General features: G+C 47.4%; 21 protein-coding genes. 16 read left to right on the forward strand and 5 right to left on the reverse strand.

Annotated elements, in window-relative coordinates:
- The first annotated feature begins 144 nt into the window (after positions 1–144).
- The 6 genes from FBF61_RS00820 to FBF61_RS00845 all read left to right on the forward strand — a co-directional run bounded on the left by FBF61_RS00820 (position 145) and on the right by FBF61_RS00845 (position 3,882).
- Entirely contained in the window at positions 145–633 is a 489-nt protein-coding gene (locus tag FBF61_RS00820; RefSeq protein ID WP_138475245.1) for a hypothetical protein, read from the forward strand.
- A gap of 21 nt (positions 634–654) precedes the next feature.
- Positions 655–1,077 carry a secondary thiamine-phosphate synthase enzyme YjbQ gene (locus tag FBF61_RS00825; protein WP_138475247.1) on the forward strand — a complete coding sequence of 141 codons (423 nt, stop codon included), beginning with the start codon at positions 655–657 and terminating at the stop codon, positions 1,075–1,077.
- Between the two features lie 94 nt (positions 1,078–1,171).
- Positions 1,172–1,666, forward strand: a complete 495-nt coding sequence (locus FBF61_RS00830; protein WP_138475249.1) for a DinB family protein — start codon at positions 1,172–1,174, stop codon at positions 1,664–1,666.
- 32 nt (positions 1,667–1,698) lie between these two features.
- Entirely contained in the window at positions 1,699–3,042 is a 1,344-nt protein-coding gene (locus tag FBF61_RS00835; protein WP_138475251.1) for an MFS transporter, read from the forward strand.
- Positions 3,043–3,074: 32 nt separating this feature from the next.
- Positions 3,075–3,461, forward strand: a complete 387-nt coding sequence (locus FBF61_RS00840) for a VOC family protein (protein ID WP_138475253.1) — start codon at positions 3,075–3,077, stop codon at positions 3,459–3,461.
- A gap of 43 nt (positions 3,462–3,504) precedes the next feature.
- Complete coding sequence (locus FBF61_RS00845; RefSeq protein ID WP_138475255.1) at positions 3,505–3,882, forward strand: DoxX family protein; 378 nt, start codon at positions 3,505–3,507, stop codon at positions 3,880–3,882.
- Positions 3,883–3,894: 12 nt separating this feature from the next.
- Here FBF61_RS00845 and FBF61_RS00850 read toward each other — a convergent pair whose 3' ends face one another.
- Both FBF61_RS00850 and FBF61_RS00855 read right to left on the reverse strand, forming a co-directional pair.
- Positions 3,895–4,365, reverse strand: a complete 471-nt coding sequence (locus FBF61_RS00850; protein WP_138475257.1) for an NUDIX hydrolase — start codon at positions 4,363–4,365, stop codon at positions 3,895–3,897.
- 11 nt (positions 4,366–4,376) lie between these two features.
- Entirely contained in the window at positions 4,377–4,895 is a 519-nt protein-coding gene (locus FBF61_RS00855; RefSeq protein WP_138475259.1) for an anthrone oxygenase family protein, read from the reverse strand.
- Between the two features lie 228 nt (positions 4,896–5,123).
- Between FBF61_RS00855 and FBF61_RS00860 the strand changes: the two genes are divergently transcribed.
- The 5 genes from FBF61_RS00860 to FBF61_RS00880 all read left to right on the forward strand — a co-directional run bounded on the left by FBF61_RS00860 (position 5,124) and on the right by FBF61_RS00880 (position 10,003).
- Positions 5,124–5,573: a hypothetical protein gene (locus tag FBF61_RS00860; protein ID WP_138475261.1), complete on the forward strand. Its 450-nt coding sequence runs from the start codon at positions 5,124–5,126 to the stop codon at positions 5,571–5,573.
- 233 nt (positions 5,574–5,806) lie between these two features.
- Positions 5,807–7,627, forward strand: coding sequence for an alpha-amylase family glycosyl hydrolase (locus tag FBF61_RS00865; protein WP_138475263.1), 1,821 nt, complete (start codon positions 5,807–5,809; stop codon positions 7,625–7,627).
- A 374-nt stretch (positions 7,628–8,001) separates the two neighbouring features.
- Entirely contained in the window at positions 8,002–8,466 is a 465-nt protein-coding gene (locus FBF61_RS00870) for a DUF1579 family protein (protein ID WP_138475265.1), read from the forward strand.
- Between the two features lie 15 nt (positions 8,467–8,481).
- The gene (locus tag FBF61_RS00875; protein ID WP_138475267.1) at positions 8,482–9,693 is read left to right on the forward strand and encodes a serine hydrolase domain-containing protein; all 1,212 of its coding nucleotides are present in this window, start codon (positions 8,482–8,484) and stop codon (positions 9,691–9,693) included.
- A 58-nt stretch (positions 9,694–9,751) separates the two neighbouring features.
- On the forward strand, positions 9,752–10,003 hold the full coding sequence (locus FBF61_RS00880; protein ID WP_138475269.1) for a hypothetical protein: 252 nt from the start codon (positions 9,752–9,754) through the stop codon (positions 10,001–10,003).
- A 128-nt stretch (positions 10,004–10,131) separates the two neighbouring features.
- On the opposite strand, the gene FBF61_RS00885 is transcribed toward FBF61_RS00880, so the two are convergent.
- Both FBF61_RS00885 and FBF61_RS00890 read right to left on the reverse strand, forming a co-directional pair.
- Entirely contained in the window at positions 10,132–10,728 is a 597-nt protein-coding gene (locus tag FBF61_RS00885; protein WP_138475271.1) for a 2'-5' RNA ligase family protein, read from the reverse strand.
- A gap of 3 nt (positions 10,729–10,731) precedes the next feature.
- The gene (locus FBF61_RS00890; protein ID WP_138475273.1) at positions 10,732–11,712 is read right to left on the reverse strand and encodes a GlxA family transcriptional regulator; all 981 of its coding nucleotides are present in this window, start codon (positions 11,710–11,712) and stop codon (positions 10,732–10,734) included.
- Between the two features lie 125 nt (positions 11,713–11,837).
- On the opposite strand from FBF61_RS00890, the gene FBF61_RS00895 reads away from it, so the two are divergent.
- The 4 genes from FBF61_RS00895 to FBF61_RS00910 are packed head-to-tail and all read left to right on the forward strand — an operon-like array spanning position 11,838 to position 13,912.
- Entirely contained in the window at positions 11,838–12,251 is a 414-nt protein-coding gene (locus FBF61_RS00895; RefSeq protein WP_138475275.1) for a VOC family protein, read from the forward strand.
- Positions 12,252–12,308: 57 nt separating this feature from the next.
- A complete protein-coding gene (locus FBF61_RS00900; protein WP_138475277.1) occupies positions 12,309–12,842 on the forward strand; it encodes an SRPBCC family protein in 534 nt (177 codons plus the stop codon).
- An 18-nt stretch (positions 12,843–12,860) separates the two neighbouring features.
- Complete coding sequence (locus FBF61_RS00905; protein WP_138475279.1) at positions 12,861–13,373, forward strand: DinB family protein; 513 nt, start codon at positions 12,861–12,863, stop codon at positions 13,371–13,373.
- A gap of 56 nt (positions 13,374–13,429) precedes the next feature.
- On the forward strand, positions 13,430–13,912 hold the full coding sequence (locus tag FBF61_RS00910; protein WP_138475281.1) for a TlpA family protein disulfide reductase: 483 nt from the start codon (positions 13,430–13,432) through the stop codon (positions 13,910–13,912).
- 41 nt (positions 13,913–13,953) lie between these two features.
- On the opposite strand, the gene FBF61_RS00915 is transcribed toward FBF61_RS00910, so the two are convergent.
- Positions 13,954–15,624: a serine hydrolase domain-containing protein gene (locus FBF61_RS00915; protein ID WP_138475283.1), complete on the reverse strand. Its 1,671-nt coding sequence runs from the start codon at positions 15,622–15,624 to the stop codon at positions 13,954–13,956.
- Positions 15,625–15,842: 218 nt separating this feature from the next.
- Between FBF61_RS00915 and FBF61_RS00920 the strand changes: the two genes are divergently transcribed.
- Positions 15,843–17,027: an alpha/beta hydrolase gene (locus FBF61_RS00920; RefSeq protein ID WP_138475285.1), complete on the forward strand. Its 1,185-nt coding sequence runs from the start codon at positions 15,843–15,845 to the stop codon at positions 17,025–17,027.
- Positions 17,028–17,051 lie beyond the last annotated feature (24 nt).

Below are 17,051 nucleotides of genomic sequence, written 5' to 3' on the forward strand. Positions count from 1 at the left end.
CAGCCCTTTGCTCAGCTAATTCCGGAAATCGTAACCGTAGTTGGCTGGGCTTTGCAGGCTAGTGACGGTGAACGTCTGGTGGAATGGTTTTGGTAAGCTGAAGTGGAAACAAATATATTTGTACCACAACTAACATACACAACAATGAAATCAGGAAAAATAGGGCTCATCGCTTGTTTGATAACATTGATGGCCTGCGGCCAATCGTTTTCGCAAATCGTCGGCGCCCCGGCCCGCCCTGCTCCCACCGGACAAGTTCCAAAAGCATACACAGGCCAGCCCGCGCGTCCCTACTCTCAGTACCAGCCGAAACCAACAGGACAGATCCAGCCAGCCGCCGCACCCGCTATTCCTCAGGGAAACAACTCTCAGAATACAGAACGTATCCATCAGAACACGCAGCAGGCGGCTCCGGTAACTTCGCAAGAGATTATCACGGTTCCGCAGCAAGTACAGACCAACCAACAAATACAGACTACCCAACCTACCGGGGAAGTCCCGAAAATGAACACCAACCAGGATTCGAGAACAGTACCTTCTCAATCGCAAATAATTATCCCGGCCAATCCACAAAGCGTTCCCGGACAAATTCAGAACGTTCCTCAGCGAACTAATGCCAATGCTACACCCTGACCTCTGTTTTTACAATTATTTATGAAAATTTACCAGGCGACGGTACAGCTGAAAGAACAACGAAGAGGATTTCACTTGATCACCGCAGAAATCGAGCATGTGCTTCCACAGATCCGCGAGATCAGAACGGGTATGTGCCAGGTGTTCATTCAGCACACATCGGCGTCGCTGACCATCAACGAGAATGCAGACCCGACGGTCAGGAAAGATTTTGAGATGTATTTTAACAAGGCAGTACCGGAAAACGATCCGGACTATAAACACAATTACGAGGGATCGGATGATATGCCGGCCCATTTGAAAGCAGCCCTGCTGGGAAGTTCGGTGATGATCCCCGTCCGTAACGGTCAACTCGGCCTGGGCATGTGGCAGGGCATCTATTTATGCGAACACCGGGACTACGGTGGTCCAAGAAATCTGATGGTCACGGCCTGGGGAATTTAGATTGTCGCGATCCCCCCCTAACAATGTCTTGTAACACCACCTTCTTAATGTTTGATTGATAGTACTTTTGATCAGTTAACAAACATGTAAGATCATGGAGAAAGTTAAAAGCAACAGGATGATCTCATTGATTGACCTGTATGATATGCAATCGACGTTTTTCAACAATGTACTCGATGGCATTTCCGATAATGACCGCCATAACAGATTGAATACGCCTGCCAACCATATTGCCTGGCTTACAGGAAGTATGGTGGAACAAAGATTTGACCTGGCGAGAGTTTTTGGCAGCGACCTGAAACAAACCGCAGACGATTTTTTCAGGGATAACAAAGGCATCCAGAACGATGTCATCTACCCTTCGCTGGACGTATTCCGGGAAGACTGGAAAAAAATCACTCCGGTTTTGAAGGACTTGCTGGTCAACGTTGCAGACGAAAAACTTGATTCCACCATCGAAATGATGCCGGGTTATTCAATGACATTGTACGATATTTCTTATTTCTCCAGCTATCGGGAAGCCAACTGCATTGGCCAGATCGCCCTTTGGCGGAGACTGCTCGGTTACGAGCCTATGAAGTACATGTAACAAACCGGAAAGAAATAAAATCTGAAAACCCGATGAAGTTCTTTTATCCCATATTGGGCAATTCGCTGGTTGCCTCGCTGACCAATAATTTCGTTTGGTTTGCGGTGACGTTCTGGGCGTATCTGGAGACCCAGTCCGTGCTGGCAACGTCATTCATGGCGGGGATCTACCTGGGAACGGTAGCTATTTCAGGTTTTTTTCTGGGCTCACTGGTGGACAGGTTCAAAAAGAAAAAGGCAATGATGATATCAGGCATTATGTCCCTGATCTTGTATACCACCGCATTCATCATCTACATATCCACGCCTGAAAGTGTTTTCAAGGATCCGTCCAGCGTTGCCTTCTGGGGATTCATCATTCTGACTCTTTTTGGCGCAATCGCCGGAAATATCCGGACGATAGCTTTGTCGACACTGGTTACCTTCCTCATACCTGAAGAAAACAGGGACAAGGCCAACGGAATGGTAGGAACCACAAATGGCGTTTCCTTTCTGGTAGCCTCGATTTTCAGTGGGATGACAATAGGTTTTCTGGGCATGTACTGGACGCTCGTACTGGCAGTAGTGCTTTCCGTCGCTGTCCTTGTTCATTTGTGGACCATATCCATTCCGGAAAAGGAGACGATCCATGCGGAAGACCACACCCAGCATATAGATGTGAAAGGAACTATTGCCGCCATACGCATGGTGCCCGGATTATTCGCTCTGATCTTTTTTAATACTTTTAACAACTTCCTGGGCGGAGTGTTTATGTCTCTGATGGATGCCTACGGATTGTCAATGGTTTCAGTACAAGCCTGGGGTATATTGTGGGGAGTTCTGAGTATGGGCTTTATCGTAGGCGGCCTTGTGGTTGCCAAAAAAGGGCTGGGCAAAAACCCTTTACGCACTCTTTTTGTGTCAAACATCGTCATGTGGGCGATCTGCGTGGTCTTCACTATACAGGCATCCATAGTTTTGCTGGCAGTCGGTATGTTCGTATATCTCTGCCTTATTCCTGTGGTGGAAGCTACCGAGCAGACCATTTTACAGAAAGTAATCCCGCCGGATCGTCAGGGAAGGGTTTTTGGATTTGCCCAAAGTATTGAACAGGCTGCTTCCCCACTCACTGCATTTATGATTGGCCCGATCGCGAAGTTCATCTTTATTCCTTTTATGACCACAGGCGGCGGTGTCAGCTTGCTCGGACCCTGGTTTGGGACTGGTACGGCCCGGGGACTTGCGCTTTTGTTTACTGTCACCGGTATGGTCGGTCTGGTGGTGACAATACTGGCAATGCGGTCAAAGTCCTACAGGCTATTGTCAGCGAAATACAAAAGAGGAGACGAAAATGATATGTCACTAGAAACGGAACCTGTTATTGCATCAAAAGATTAACACAATTCATCATCAACTAAACTCCAATTTTTATGTTCAGAAATTCAAAAGCATTCAGCGGTTTTTCAGTAGACAGCGTCCTGAAAGCGAAACAGTTCTATGGCGAAATTCTTCAACTGGAAGTGGAAGAAATAGAGGAAATGAACCTGCTTAATATAAAACTTTCCGGCGGTGCCAGCGTGATGGTCTACGAAAAACCAAACCACACCCCGGCCACATTTACCATCCTCAATTTTAATGTGCCCGATATTGAAAAGAGCGTTGCGGACCTTAAAAAGCTGGGCGTTCCTTTTGAAAGTTATGATATGCCGGGCCTCAAAACGGATAACGATAACATTTTCCGTGGTGAAGGACCCACCATCGCCTGGTTTACCGACCCGGCCGGCAATATCCTGTCGGTGATCGAAGATAAAAATTAGCCTTGCTTTTATTTTAAATCAACTAAATCGCCTGCCAGTTACTATGAAATTTGTAATAATCATTGTCCGCGTCCTGATGGGCCTCATTTTTCTTTTTTCGTCGGTAGTAGTGCTGTTCAAACTGGTACCTCAGCCAGAACTGACCGGGCCTGTCAAAACCTTTAACGAAGGTATAGCAGCCAGCGGCTATTTTATGCCGGTACTGAAATCCATCGAACTGATTTGTGCTGTTGCGTTGCTTACAGGCAGATTTATCCCGCTCACGCTGGTAGTCCTGTTTCCGATCACCTTTAATATTCTTCTTTTCCATGCGTTTCTTGCGCCGGAGGGGTTGCCGGTGGCAATTTTCATTTTTGCAGGAAATTTATTTCTCGCCTACGTCTACCGCGACAGATACAGTCCGTTATTTTCGGCAAAATAGTTTTCACCGGATTTAGTGTTCGGGCCGGTAATCGAGGATTACCGCCAGTTGTTCCAGAAAAGCGAGCTGCTTTTCGTTGATCAGCTTTTTGGCCTCACCGAGTTTTAACCAGGCCGCCTTATCATTTTCAGGATAACTTTTCATTTTTCCTGATTTGGGCGGCCATTCCATTTCAAAGGTATTGCTTACAAACATTGCCAAATCCAGGTTTCCTTCGAGCGCCCAGCAAAAAACCCTCTTCCCTCCTTTTTGAGTAATGGGATTGAGGGGTATAAACGCGCCGGAAATACTGGCACCTGTTTCTTCCTCAAATTCCCTGACTGCGGTTTCCAGCAAATCCTCAGACGGCAGCCCTTCTCCTTTGGGTATAGTCCAGGAGCCTTCATTCTTTTTCGCAAAAAATGGTCCGCCAGGATGTACCAGCAATACCTCCGGTTCTTCTGCTGTCACTCTGAAAAGTAAAATACCGGCACTTTGTTTCATAATTTCAGGGATTAATCAAGTAAATCCGAAAGTACAGATTTCGGATAAGCCAGAATCGCGGCCAGAACAAATAATAGGGTCAGCAAAGAAACAATCGTGCGGACCATGTTTAAACGATTCCATGGTTTTTCAAAAACCTGCCGCTCCGCCCGGATCGCATCCGCTGAGGCAGTATGAATGTTAAAAGCATCGAGTGCCTCATTTAAAGGAACATTGCCGAAAACGGTCATGCCAAAAACGCCGGCAAAATACAAAACCGTCGCCGTCAGAAAACAGGTAAACCGAACCGAGCCGCCCGGACTATAACTGAGGTATGCACTCAGGGGCAACAAAAGCAGCGGGCTGAAAAATGCAATAAAAAAGACGGGATTAAGAATGGCGCGATTGATCGACTGCATTGCACTGAGGTATCCCGCATCGGGCAACAAACCAAGCCCGAGATTAACGGAACAGGAATAAGCGAAGAAAAGTCCGGCGATCAGGGCGGTAGTTGCGCCGGTAAACATCAGCACGAGGTAGTACAATGTCATCTTACGTTCAGTTTTTTACAAAAATAACCAGACTAAAAAAGCAGTAATAGAATAAACCCGGCAATGTTGAATTTAAGATAGAAGAGCGTAGCGCAGAATCAAGTCAGGCGTAGTTTTCAGCTACGCCAAACTGGCCGATATTCCCTGCAAGCTGCGCCAAACTACGCTTTCAAATCTGCATTGGCACGATTTTAGCATGCTCATCATCGACACAACCCAAACATCAGTATGAAAAACAGACTAATAGCAGGCACTCTAGTATTATTTTTTGTCTCACTTTCGCTTTCTGCACAAGTAGTTTCCAAAGATTCAATCAAAGCTCTTAATGAGCAAAAAGATTTAATAGAGGTTAATAAAAAATTGAATGACAGGAAGATTGAACTCGCTAAGCTGGAAAATCAGGTAGCAGACAAAACGCGTGAGGTTGAAAAGACAGCCGAAAGAGCGCAGAGATCAGCCAATGACAATCAAAGATCGGCAGATCGACTGCGGGACGATGCACAAGACAAGAAACAGTCCAGGAGAGCCAGTAAGGCAGCACGAAAAGCCAGAAAAGACGCAAAATCTGCCAGAAAGGCGGTTAGTAGTCTTGAAAGCCTGAAAAAAGACATTGAGTCGCTCAGGCGAAAGATCGCTGACGATGAATCCAAATTATCGTCGTTATCTGGATCGCGGTAGCAATTCGCTTTTTGGATCTTAACTGGCTGTCCGGTTCGCTTTTTTGTTGGCGGAACCGGGCAGCTTTTTTTTTGTCGTAGATGTTCCGATTAGGAGTACCTGGAAGATACATATAACCCCGGGGAAATGAATTATTAAAAGGTTTGCACACACAACAATATATTGTTTAATTCACAAGCCGCACTTCCCCTGGCAATCGCAGGGAACACTTCACCTTAGCACAGATACCGAACATGGGAACATTCAGATCTTTACACGAGATTGACTTTGCGGATATCATTCAGCCCGTCTACTTTCCATCTCCCCAAGCCTGGGAAGACCAGGTTTTGTACTTTTTGCTGGTGGACCGTTTTTCAGATGGGGATGAAACGAACTTCACGGATAACAACGGAAACATCGTCTCTGCCGGGAACACTCCATTATTTACCGGGGTAGAAGCGGGGAATGCAATTGCCACAGAAGAAACCGCCGCGCGATGGAGAGACGCGGGGGGAAATTTCGTCGGAGGAAACCTCAAAGGCCTGAAAAGCAAGATAGGATATCTGAAGCGGCTCGGCGTCACCGCCATCTGGATCAGCCCTGTTTTTAAGCAGGTCGCTGCACAAGAGTCGTACCATGGTTATGGCATCCAGGATTTTCTGGATATCGAGCCGCGGTTCGGTACCACCACCGACCTGATCGATGTCGTAAAAACCGCACATGAAAACGGCATTTTTGTAATACTAGACATCATTTTGAATCATTCCGGAGATGTTTTCGGCTACGTCGGCGGACAGCCCGCGTATCAAAATGGCCAGACCTTCCCTGTACAGGGATTCAGAAATGCGGCAGGAAATGCAGCGCTCCCGTTTGGGCCGCTGGCTGCCGGTGAATCCGCAGACGCCGGGATCTGGCCGGCGGAATTGCAGGAAGCTGGTACTTTCACCCAAAAAGGGAAAATCGTAAACTGGGACTACGAACCGGAATTTCTCAACGGCGATTTTGAATCGTTGAAAGATATCACACACGGCAGCGGCGATGTCGATAATTTCAGGGTTTCAGACGCATTCAAATATCTCACTGAGGCTTACAAATACTGGATAGCGGTAGCAGATATCGATGGTTTCAGGATCGACACAGTCAAACATATGGAGTTGGGTGCCACCAGATATTTTTCTTCCGTGATCAAAGAATTTACAATGGGCATCGGTAAGGAAAATTTTTACCTGATCGGCGAGATCACCGGAGGCAGGCAAAGGGCTTTTAACACACTCGAACTCACCGGCCTTGATGCGGCGCTGGGAATCGATGACATACCCGACAAATTGGAATATCTGGTAAAAGGTTATAGAAATCCATCCGAATATTTCGGACTGTTCAGGAATTCGGAACTTGTTCAGAAAGAGTCACATATATGGTTCAGAAATAAGGTGGTTACCCTGTTCGACGACCACGATCAGGTTCGGAAAGGCGGGCATAAGGCCCGGTTTTGCGCCGACTCGCTGGGAACCGACATGCTGGTGGCTGTGTTGGGGCTGAACCTGACCACGCTTGGGATTCCATGCATCTACTACGGGACCGAGCAGGCTTTTGACGGAGAAGGAGGTAATGACCGCTACATCCGGGAAGCTATGTTCGGGGGAGAATTCGGGGCTTTCAGGAGCAGAAACGTCCATTTTTTTAACGAAAACAATCCCTGGTATCCCGAGATTTCAAAAATCAATGAATTAAGAAAACAGCACATCGCCTTGCGGCGGGGTCGCCAGTACTTGCGGACTACATCAGCGAATGGAATTGATTTCAGCCTGCCAACCATTTTTGGTGAGCGGATGAATTCTATAGTAGCCTGGTCCCGGATTTTCAATGACAGAGAAGTTTTGTGCGCAATCAATATCGATCCTCAACATGAGACCATTGCATACGTTACAATCGACAACGATCTGCATCCGGTCAATTCCCGGATACGTTGCCTGTATTCATCTAAAAACAGCCCGCAGGAGTTAAATGTAGAAGTCCGTAACGGAAAAGCGGTAAGGCTGACCATCCCACCGGGAGGTTTTGTGATTTATGCATAAAAAGATCTGCCCCGTCCGCATTACCAAAACACTGCCGCTTCGGAGCAAGTATTGTGAAACTGAGCTCAGTAATTTGCGTTTTCAAAGCAGCATCGTATCTTTTAAAAAATTTCCGTCTCAAAATGACATGAATTTCCAAAAGCGGCGATTGTCACAATTACCCCCCTACATTGTCGCAAATTCCATCGTAAAAAGTGATTGAATACTTGTTAGTTTGTTGTGCTGATATTGTTTCGGATCAGATGGATACCGGGCTTGCATGCACAGCAGCTGACAGAATTTTCGGCACCAGGAAAATACAGGTTGTTTTAATAACCTGAGCAATTTTGGTAACTGTGCACAAACATATTACTAACAAGCCAAACTAAAATCCAATGGGAAACAACTACAGCAATCAAAAACCAGGTCCGGAAGCGGCGTATAAACTTCTGGAATCTTTTGTTGGTAAATGGGATACCTCCGGAAGCTTAACTGCGGGCCCCGAAAGTGTTGCCCTTCCGATCAGCGGAACGGATACTTACGAATGGCTCCCTGGCGGCTTTTTTCTGTTGCACCGGGTAGATGTGATGGTTGGCACAGACCGGAAAGAAAGCATTGAAATCATTGGATACGACCAGCTGAGCGATACTTATCCGATGCACTACTATGACAACACCGGCGAATCGGGGATCATGCATGCGGTTGAAGAGGATGGTGTCTGGGCTTTCCTGTCACACAATCTACGGTTCACCGGTGGTTTCAGTGATGATGGGAATACCCTATCGGGGGTTTGGGAGCAGCTTTATGAAAATGATGCCTGGCATCACCTGATGAATATCAAATTATCCAGGACTTCTTAGTTTAAGGGATGGCAAATGATCAACACGGAGATAAAAAATACCGGAGGCACACTTGCTCCCGGTCTGAAGGAAATCCTTGAAGGTTATGTAGAAAGGGGCGAGATACCTGGCCTGGCCGCGCTGGTCAGCCGCAACGGTATGGTACAGGTTGAAACAGCCGGAACCCTGGCTTTGGGAGAGAATGTGCCTGTTCAGCGGGATTCTATATTCCGCATTTCGTCCATGACCAAGCCGGTGACGGCGGTAGCAGCCATGATCCTGGTGGAAGAATGCAAACTCCGCCTGGATGATCCTGTGGACATTTGGTTACCGGAACTTGCCGATCGGAAAGTGTTGAAAAAAGTGGACGGGCCACTCAGCGAGACCGTTCAGGCCAGCCGCCCGATCACATTGCGTGATCTGCTGACCCTCCGGATGGGAATGGGACATTTGCTGAATTTCAACGGAACCTATCCGATACAACTTGCCCTGCAAAAATATGGAATCCTGCAGGGGCCACCCAAACCGCAGCATTGGCCCTCTCCCGACAAGTGGATCGAACAGGTTGGGTCGCTGCCCCTGATGTACCAGCCTGGTGAGATGTGGATGTACGATCTTGGACTGGATGTACTGGGCGTACTGATTGCCCGGGCCGCCGGCCAGTCGCTGGAAACATTTATGCAGGAACGCATTTTCGGGCCGCTGGGCATGAAGGATACGGCTTTCAGTGTGCCCGAAACAAAAATCGGACGGCTGGCAACGAGTTATATGCCCGATTACAAAACCGGAAAGCTATCGGTTTACGATGAGGCCGAGGGCGGGCAATGGAGTCGACCACCTGCTTTTCCGATGGGTAGTGCCGGCCTGGTGTCCACAGTTGATGACTTCCAGGCGTTCGGCCAGATGATGCTTAACAAAGGCAGGTACGGAGACACACGCATCCTTTCCAGGCCAACCGTAGAGCTGATGACGACAAACCACCTGACGCGAAAACAGATTTCGGGCTGGGAACTATTCCTGGGAGAAAGCAGTGGCTGGGGATTCGGGATGTCGGTGGACATCCAACGCGCTAACTTATGGTCGAAACCGGGAAATTTTGGATGGAGTGGAGGAATGGGCAGTACCTGGGCCTGCGATCCGGCTGAGAACCTGACCGGCATACTACTGACACAGGTTGGATGGACGTCTCCAGAACCTCCGCGTGTTTGCTCGGACTTCTGGACTTGCATATACCGGAACATCGGATAGCGTTCGGAGCGGGATCGAAAACTGCTTGATTAACACCTTTTAACTATAATATTAAGGCATGGTAGAGGTATTTAAGACGAATGTAGAAAATCAGGAGCAGGCCAATTTCCTGATCGGACATATACAGCATACTTTCGTGGGCTACCTGGCAAGTTTTGATCTGGAAGACTGCGACAACATCCTTCGTGTGAAATCCGGAGAGGGTTTTGTAGATGTTTCCGCCCTAGTTCACCTGCTGCAAAGGTTCGGATTCTTCGCAGAAATCCTTCCGGACGAAATCATCATTCCCGAAACAGTACTGTATAATTGATTGAATATGGGCAGCAAATCTTTTATAATTGAACAACCTCTTCATACTCCGGTGGCACCTGTCTGGAAGGCTGTTACTGATAAAACAGTCTCGAGCTGCCTACCTGGAAGACCGGATGCATAGTTTTGTTACACGGCGGACTCCTTGCTGTTCCCGAAATATATTTCCTTGATCCGGTTGTAGGCCCCCAACCCATTTTCAGTTACCGTTCTTCTCAATATTATTACGCTTTTGCATACAAATTCACCCTTATGATCATACTCAGCAAGCTGCGGATCGATGATGTCAAATTTGTCCGCCGGCAATGCGCGTACAATCGTGATATGGTACCTGTTGGTTTGGGATTTGAAGGGAAAGTACTTGAAGAGTATCTTGACAACCTCTTTAATCGGATCCGGATTTTCTATTTTTAGGACCAGCGACTTGGTAGTTTTGTGCCGGTAAATTTCTTTACCACCGTAACGCACCACAAAACCTTTCACCGATGTCAAAGCTTCACTTGCTTTTTCAATGACCATTTCGTCCATGATCTTGGAAGTTTTCCACTCAGCGAGCGAAAGATGCGCTTTCGAGGAAAGACTGTACTCTGAGGTTTCATTGATCGTCCGGGCAATTTTCTGTTTCAGAGTGCCGACGATCTCTTCCGTTTCCTGATCAGGAGACAAAACGAACGCATATTCGTAGATATCCATGTTGAACAAGGATAGCTGGTATGGTTTCACCATTTGTCAGATCTGGATTTGGCGATTGTATTTGTTCCGGTATTCCACTGGCGACAGGCCGGTTATTTTTTTAAAGGTACTGCGAAATGCCTTGTTATCTGAATATCCCACTTCATACATCAGCTCACTTACATTTTTCCTGCTCACCTCAAAGCTCTTTTTGGCAGCCTCGATCTTCACCCGCTGAATATATTCCACAACCGAATTGGAAGTTGCTTTTTTAAACCGTCTTTCAAAACTCCTGCGCCCCACAGAGAACATCTCGGAAAGCTGGTCAACGGTAATCTTGTCCTGAAAACTCCGCTCTATGAACTCCTGGGCTTTCCGCACCGTATCATCTTCATGACCTTTCTGCCCGGTAAACATAATAAACGGCGACTGCGTATTCCGGTCGATTTCAATCACAAAAAACTTGGTTGTATAAATCGCCATTTCCCTGTCGATATACTTTTCAGTGAGATACACCAGCAGGTTCCAGAAAGAATTCGCACCTCCGCTTGTGTAGATGCCGTTTTCGTCCGTAATGATCCGGTCGTCGACGAGATTGATGGTTGGGTACATCTTCCTGAAATCATTCGCCGACAGCCAGTGTGTCGTACAGTTGCGGCCATTGAGCAAACCCGTAGCCGCCAGTAGAAACGCGCCAACGCACAAGCTTGCCACCTCCGAACCGGACCCATGCTGCTTACTGATCCAGGTGAAAAAAGGCCGATTTGCCTCCACTACTTGCTCCTTATCACCGTTCACCGCCGGGACAATGATCAGGTCCGTTTTCTCGACATCACTGAAAATGACATCCGGGACCACCGAAAAAACACCGCCGTAACGCTGCGGTTCAAGGGAGAAACCCACCAGCTGTATCTTAAATGCCGGCTCCTTCCCCATCCCGGCCAGAAAGTCGTTGACCGCGCTGAAAAACATCAAAGGACCTTCAATAGTACCCAAGGCTGCATCACCCTTTGGAACCAATATGGATATATGCTTCATAATCCAAAAGTAAGTAATTAGAATGTCGCATTCAACCCCTCTCTTTGCCGTTTTTACACCCTTCAAATTCGGAGGATCAGAGGTACGTTTGTAACATCCAATTACAACAACAAATACTTACCGAGATGACACAGATTAATCCTTATCTAACATTTAGCGGCCAGTGTCGGGAAGCTATGCACTTTTACCAGGAATGCCTGGGTGGAGAATTGAGTTTGCAGACAATAGGCGATTCACCGATGGCAGCGCAGTGGCCGGCTGCCGTTCAGAAGAATATCCTGCATGCCAGTCTGACGAACAATGGCATTGTGCTGCTGGGTAGCGATATGCGTGATTCAGATGTCGTTTTGAGCGGCGGGAATATTTCATTATCAATCAATTGCAGTAGCGAGGAGGAGATCAACCGCTTTTTCACTAACCTTTCGGAAGGCGGAAATGTGACGCACCCGTTGCACGATTTCTTTGCAGGCAAAATCGGGACACTTACCGACAAATTCAAGATCGACTGGATGTTTTACTACACCAAAAATCCTTCATAAACTATTGATAAATTATAGCTTACAACTTATTACAAAACGCTCTTAAATCCCAAAAACATGAAAATCCTTTTGAAAATCCTCGTGGGCCTGGCCAGTGTCTTCGCGCTGTTACTCGTCGTCGCCCTTTTTGTAAGAAATGAATATGAAGTAAAACGCGAAATAACGATCAGCAAACCAACACCGGAAGTTTTTGATTATATCAAATACCAGAAGAACATGGACCACTATAACAAATGGGTGATGGTCGACCCGAACATGAAAAAGGAGTATACCGGAACGGACGGAACGGTTGGGTTCATCTATGCCTGGGACAGCGCTACGGACGCAGGAAAAGGTGAACTAGAAATCAAGAACATAGATCCGGACAAGACGATCAATCTGGAAATCCGTTTTGTCAGGCCTTTCGAGAGTGTAGGACTGACGGAAATGAGTACGCTGCCCGTTTCGGACCATGAGACCCTTCTAAAATGGGGCATGTCCGGCAGATCGCCATACCCGATGAACATTATGAATTTATTCATCGACGGTATGCTGGGCAAAGACCTTGAAGAAAGCCTCAACACATTAAAGGGCATTGTTGAAAATAAATAACCATTAAAAACCTACGTCATGAAAACCAGGGAAATACTTGAAGAACTCGAACAGACTACGAATGACTTTTCCCGTGTTCTTGGTTCTTTTACACCTGCGCAGATCAACATAATACCTTTTGAAAACAGCTGGACCGCCGGCCAGGTTGCGGAACATATCCTGATGTCAGAAACCGGCCTGCCGGGCGTGTTGCTCGAAAAGACCAAACCAGCCGAACGCCCGAAGGATGAAAAAGTACCGGAGATCGAAGCCGTTTTTCTGGATTTCACAACCAAGCTGCAAGCCCCGGAATTCATCATTCCGGGTAACGGCCCTCATGATAAAAACCAGCTCCTGATGTCTTTTCAAAAAGAAAGGTCTGAAATTCTGATGATCACAAGCGCGGAGGACCTTACACAGCTTTGTACCAGCTTCCCTTTTCCGGAGATAGGCGAACTGACCCGATGGGAATGGGTCAGCTTTGTGATCTGTCACTCGAAGAGGCACATTTTCCAGTTACAGAACATACTCGAAAAAGTAAAGGGAAAATAAATCAGACGGGTATTTTCGTATCTTGCAGCCATTTCCACGACCATCGTTCTCAACCCATGAGCAGAAAATTGATTATGCTGTTTTTGCTTCTTACCGGAAGCGTGTTTTGTTTTTCCCAGGGCACAGGCCAGACCAAAATAGCCCCGTTTCAGATCAGGCTGACGAGCGGCCACATGTACACTGCTTCACAGCTCGCACCCGGGCCAGTTGTACTTGTATATTTCTCACCCGACTGCGACCATTGCCAGGATTTCACAAAAGATTTGGTTAAAAACTACAGTGTTGTTGCCAACAAGCAGGTGGTAATGGTGACTTTCCAACCGATGGAAATGGTCAAACCGTTTGTAACCCAGTACGGACTGGCTTCGTATCCCAACTTCAAAGTGGGCACGGAAGGCACCACGCTTACGGTGCAGAAATACTATCAGATCAGATCATTTCCATACATTGCCATTTATGACAAAACAGGCAAGCTTGTACGGACTTTTGAAGGCGAACAGCCCCATGCTGAAATTTTCAAAGCATTGAAGCAGATCTGAGATTGTAATCGCAAACCTGCTTCCGGTTTTTCTCACTACCGTTATTTTTTCCGGAATTTAAGATTTTTGACCCGGCCCCCGGAAACGGTAAGGCCGGATATTTTTTGTTGCGCGTCCTTCATAAAAAGAATATTTCCTATTGAACTGGCAAACTGGTCCTGGCCGGTGGCGTCGGGAGTCAGCATTATGTTTCCATTCCGCATGTGGTGCATTGCCAACGTATCGCCCTTCAGTTTCACCTTGTACTCAGTGCCCAGTTCTTCGCTGTAATAGGTGCCTGCGTACTGGCTAAGCTGACTGGCCTTTGGAGACCAGGGTGTAATTCTCCTGGCAATAATATCCCTGTATTTCAAGGAACTGAACGAACCGTCGGCATCTTTCACGAAAGTCGCAGACGCGCCGTACGCGGGTACCCATACCACCGAATCAGACTTGGCTTCTACAGGGAACTTCGGCTCGCCGGTGGCCTGTACCATCAGTTCGCTGTTTTCCCAGGTAAAAGTGGCAGCCCAGCCGGGGCCCAACTGATAAGTACCAAGGAGTTTGCTGGCAGCGCCAGGCTCCAGCTTAATCGTAGCCAAATCTTTTACATGATCTGCATGTCCTCCCTCCGATTTGAGTTTTTTACCCAAAAACTGGTCTGCAACTTGTGAGGCGTATGCATCCGGATTAAAATCGCTCGAATTGCTGAGAATAATGACCGAGATTTTTTCATTGGGGTAATTGCGGATGATAGTCCTGTACCCGGCCCAGCCCCCCGTGTGCGAAATGGTTTTCAATGTGCGGTCCTGCCCTGTTGCCAGGCCATAGCCATAATGCACAGTCTCTCCGTTGTTGAGCTTGCCTTCTTCGAGCATTCTGAGATAAACCGGATTTTTTGCAGCAACCTCTTTGTCAAAATGGATCACCCACTTGGAAAGATCTTCCACGGAGGTGAATAATGAACTTGACCCATAGGCAGTTAATGCGCCGGGAGTTTTTACAAATTCTTTGTCACGGGCGCTGTAAGAGTAAGCCATGTTTTTGATCAGCCTTGTATAATCGTCCTGAAATTCAGAAGAATTCATGTTCAGCGGTTTGAAAATATTTGCCTCCGTCCAGGTCCTGAACGATTGCCCGCTGACTTTCTCCACGATGGCTGCCAGCAAATTGTAGCCGGTGTTGGAATAAGAATAGTGGTTGCCAGGGTCAAAATCGAGGTCCTTCTGGGCCCTGACCATATTCATGATATCATTAAAAGAAAAAACCTCGTCCCATCGCCAGCCCGCTATGTTCAGCGCTTCCGGCCAGTCCCGCAGTCCGCTGGTGTGATGTACCAGATGGCGGATCGTGATCTTCTTGCCAAAATCCGGAACATCGGGCAGATATTTGCGGACATCATCATCGAGCGAGATTTTTTTTTCTTCGACCAGCTTGGAAACCGCGAAACCGGCAAACTGTTTGGAAACCGACGCGATATCAAAGATAGTGGCCGGCGTGACCGGGATATCGTATTCAAGATTGGCCATACCATACCCTTTTTCGAATATCACTTTACCATCCTTAACAACCGCCACCGCACAGCCCGGGCCGTCTTTACGATCGAATTCTTTAAAGACGGCATTCATTTCCGATTCACTGACGTCCGGCTTTTCTTCGGAAGATGAACAGCCGGCAATCCAAAAAAGCATCAGCAAAACGACAAAAACGGGAAGTTGCAAAGGTTTCTTCATGACGATTTCAAAAGGGATTGGTTTTGTGAAAGATTGAATGTGCCTATCAAAGGTTGCACCGGAAAGCCTGCCTGTTCTGTAATACTTTAAAAACTGCCGTTTTCTAAAATATACTTTTTGAGGTTACAGGGTATTGTTCAGTACAATACGTCTTTTTAAATCGGAATGCAGGAAAGTAAAAACCATGCGAACCAACTCAACAGCATATTCGGCAGCGCATGAAACAATATTTGATCAGACAAACCTTTTGCTTCGTATTGGCAGCATCTTCCTTTTCGGTTGCCCAGCAAGCCAATGTCAACCTGGATTTTAATCCTCAGAAAAATACAGAAAAACTGGTTCCTTATGGTGGAAACCTCATTTCTCCCGAAGTCAGTGACAACCATACCATTACTTTCAGGATCAAGGCGCCAGACGCGAAAAAAGTAGAACTCACCGGCGGACCTATCCTGCTCGCACTAAAATCCAAAGCCGCTATACCTTTCGAGAAAGGCGGTGACGGTGTGTGGACGCTGACAGTTGGGCCGGTCAAACCCGATATTTACGTATACCGTTTTCTGCTGGACGGAGTCAGCATTGTGGACCCGAACAATACTTTTACCGGCGCTTCCAATCAGCCTGGTTACAGCAGCGTGATCGTGCATGGCGGTGAACCTGCCTATTATGATGCCAAAAATAACCCGCATGGAAATGTGACCCGCCACATCTACCATTCCGATGTTTTGAATGGCGAGCGTGAAATGTTCGTTTATACACCGCCTGGTTACGATCCTAAAAAGAAATATCCCGTCCTTTATCTTTTGGGTGGCAGCGGAGAACTTGCATCTGGCTGGGGCCTCGACGGCCGGGCCAATTTTATAGCCGACAATCTGCTAGCGGAGGGGAAAATGATCCCTATGATCATCGCTATGCCCAATAACCAGGTCATTCACCGCAGCGACCCGCAGCATCTTGAAAAAACCTATGTACTGTTTGACGCGGAATTGCGCAAACAGATCGTTCCCTATGTCGACAAACGTTACAGCACCATTGCCGACAGAAAAGGCAGGGCCATCGCAGGCCTTTCTATGGGCGGCCGTCATACGCAGGCTGTGGGCATGAATGCGCTGGATCTTTTCAGCTCGTTTGGTATCCTCAGCGCCGGCGACCTGGAAACGGAAAAGCTCAATGCCGCATTTTTCAGCGATCCGGACGTCCAGAAAAAAGTGGACTATCTGCTGGTGGGACTGGGCAGCGGGGAACTGGATAACATTGGGAAACGGTCGACCGCCACGCATGAGGCATTGGAAAAACACGGTATCAAACACGAATATTACGTGGGAGGTGACGGTGCCCACGACTGGGGGACCTGGCGGCACCTTTTGAATTACAAGCTGCTACCCAATCTATGGAAGAAAAAATAGATCTGACGCATACATTTATCACCT

It is taken from the genome of Dyadobacter bucti, from assembly GCF_005869225.1.
Lineage (GTDB): Bacteria > Bacteroidota > Bacteroidia > Cytophagales > Spirosomataceae > Dyadobacter > Dyadobacter bucti.

What these genes read in the sequence shown, in the direction of transcription:
- FBF61_RS00820 (WP_138475245.1), top strand. Translation starts at nt 145, where the DNA reads ATGAAATCAGGAAAAATAGGGCTCATCGCTTGTTTGATAACATTGATG.
- FBF61_RS00825 (WP_138475247.1), top strand. Translation starts at nt 655, where the DNA reads ATGAAAATTTACCAGGCGACGGTACAGCTGAAAGAACAACGAAGAGGA.
- FBF61_RS00830 (WP_138475249.1), top strand. Translation starts at nt 1,172, where the DNA reads ATGGAGAAAGTTAAAAGCAACAGGATGATCTCATTGATTGACCTGTAT.
- FBF61_RS00835 (WP_138475251.1), top strand. Translation starts at nt 1,699, where the DNA reads ATGAAGTTCTTTTATCCCATATTGGGCAATTCGCTGGTTGCCTCGCTG.
- FBF61_RS00840 (WP_138475253.1), top strand. Translation starts at nt 3,075, where the DNA reads ATGTTCAGAAATTCAAAAGCATTCAGCGGTTTTTCAGTAGACAGCGTC.
- FBF61_RS00845 (WP_138475255.1), top strand. Translation starts at nt 3,505, where the DNA reads ATGAAATTTGTAATAATCATTGTCCGCGTCCTGATGGGCCTCATTTTT.
- FBF61_RS00850 (WP_138475257.1), bottom strand. Translation starts at nt 4,365, where the DNA reads ATGAAACAAAGTGCCGGTATTTTACTTTTCAGAGTGACAGCAGAAGAA.
- FBF61_RS00855 (WP_138475259.1), bottom strand. Translation starts at nt 4,895, where the DNA reads ATGACATTGTACTACCTCGTGCTGATGTTTACCGGCGCAACTACCGCC.
- FBF61_RS00860 (WP_138475261.1), top strand. Translation starts at nt 5,124, where the DNA reads ATGAAAAACAGACTAATAGCAGGCACTCTAGTATTATTTTTTGTCTCA.
- FBF61_RS00865 (WP_138475263.1), top strand. Translation starts at nt 5,807, where the DNA reads ATGGGAACATTCAGATCTTTACACGAGATTGACTTTGCGGATATCATT.
- FBF61_RS00870 (WP_138475265.1), top strand. Translation starts at nt 8,002, where the DNA reads ATGGGAAACAACTACAGCAATCAAAAACCAGGTCCGGAAGCGGCGTAT.
- FBF61_RS00875 (WP_138475267.1), top strand. Translation starts at nt 8,482, where the DNA reads ATGATCAACACGGAGATAAAAAATACCGGAGGCACACTTGCTCCCGGT.
- FBF61_RS00880 (WP_138475269.1), top strand. Translation starts at nt 9,752, where the DNA reads ATGGTAGAGGTATTTAAGACGAATGTAGAAAATCAGGAGCAGGCCAAT.
- FBF61_RS00885 (WP_138475271.1), bottom strand. Translation starts at nt 10,728, where the DNA reads ATGGTGAAACCATACCAGCTATCCTTGTTCAACATGGATATCTACGAA.
- FBF61_RS00890 (WP_138475273.1), bottom strand. Translation starts at nt 11,712, where the DNA reads ATGAAGCATATATCCATATTGGTTCCAAAGGGTGATGCAGCCTTGGGT.
- FBF61_RS00895 (WP_138475275.1), top strand. Translation starts at nt 11,838, where the DNA reads ATGACACAGATTAATCCTTATCTAACATTTAGCGGCCAGTGTCGGGAA.
- FBF61_RS00900 (WP_138475277.1), top strand. Translation starts at nt 12,309, where the DNA reads ATGAAAATCCTTTTGAAAATCCTCGTGGGCCTGGCCAGTGTCTTCGCG.
- FBF61_RS00905 (WP_138475279.1), top strand. Translation starts at nt 12,861, where the DNA reads ATGAAAACCAGGGAAATACTTGAAGAACTCGAACAGACTACGAATGAC.
- FBF61_RS00910 (WP_138475281.1), top strand. Translation starts at nt 13,430, where the DNA reads ATGAGCAGAAAATTGATTATGCTGTTTTTGCTTCTTACCGGAAGCGTG.
- FBF61_RS00915 (WP_138475283.1), bottom strand. Translation starts at nt 15,624, where the DNA reads ATGAAGAAACCTTTGCAACTTCCCGTTTTTGTCGTTTTGCTGATGCTT.
- FBF61_RS00920 (WP_138475285.1), top strand. Translation starts at nt 15,843, where the DNA reads ATGAAACAATATTTGATCAGACAAACCTTTTGCTTCGTATTGGCAGCA.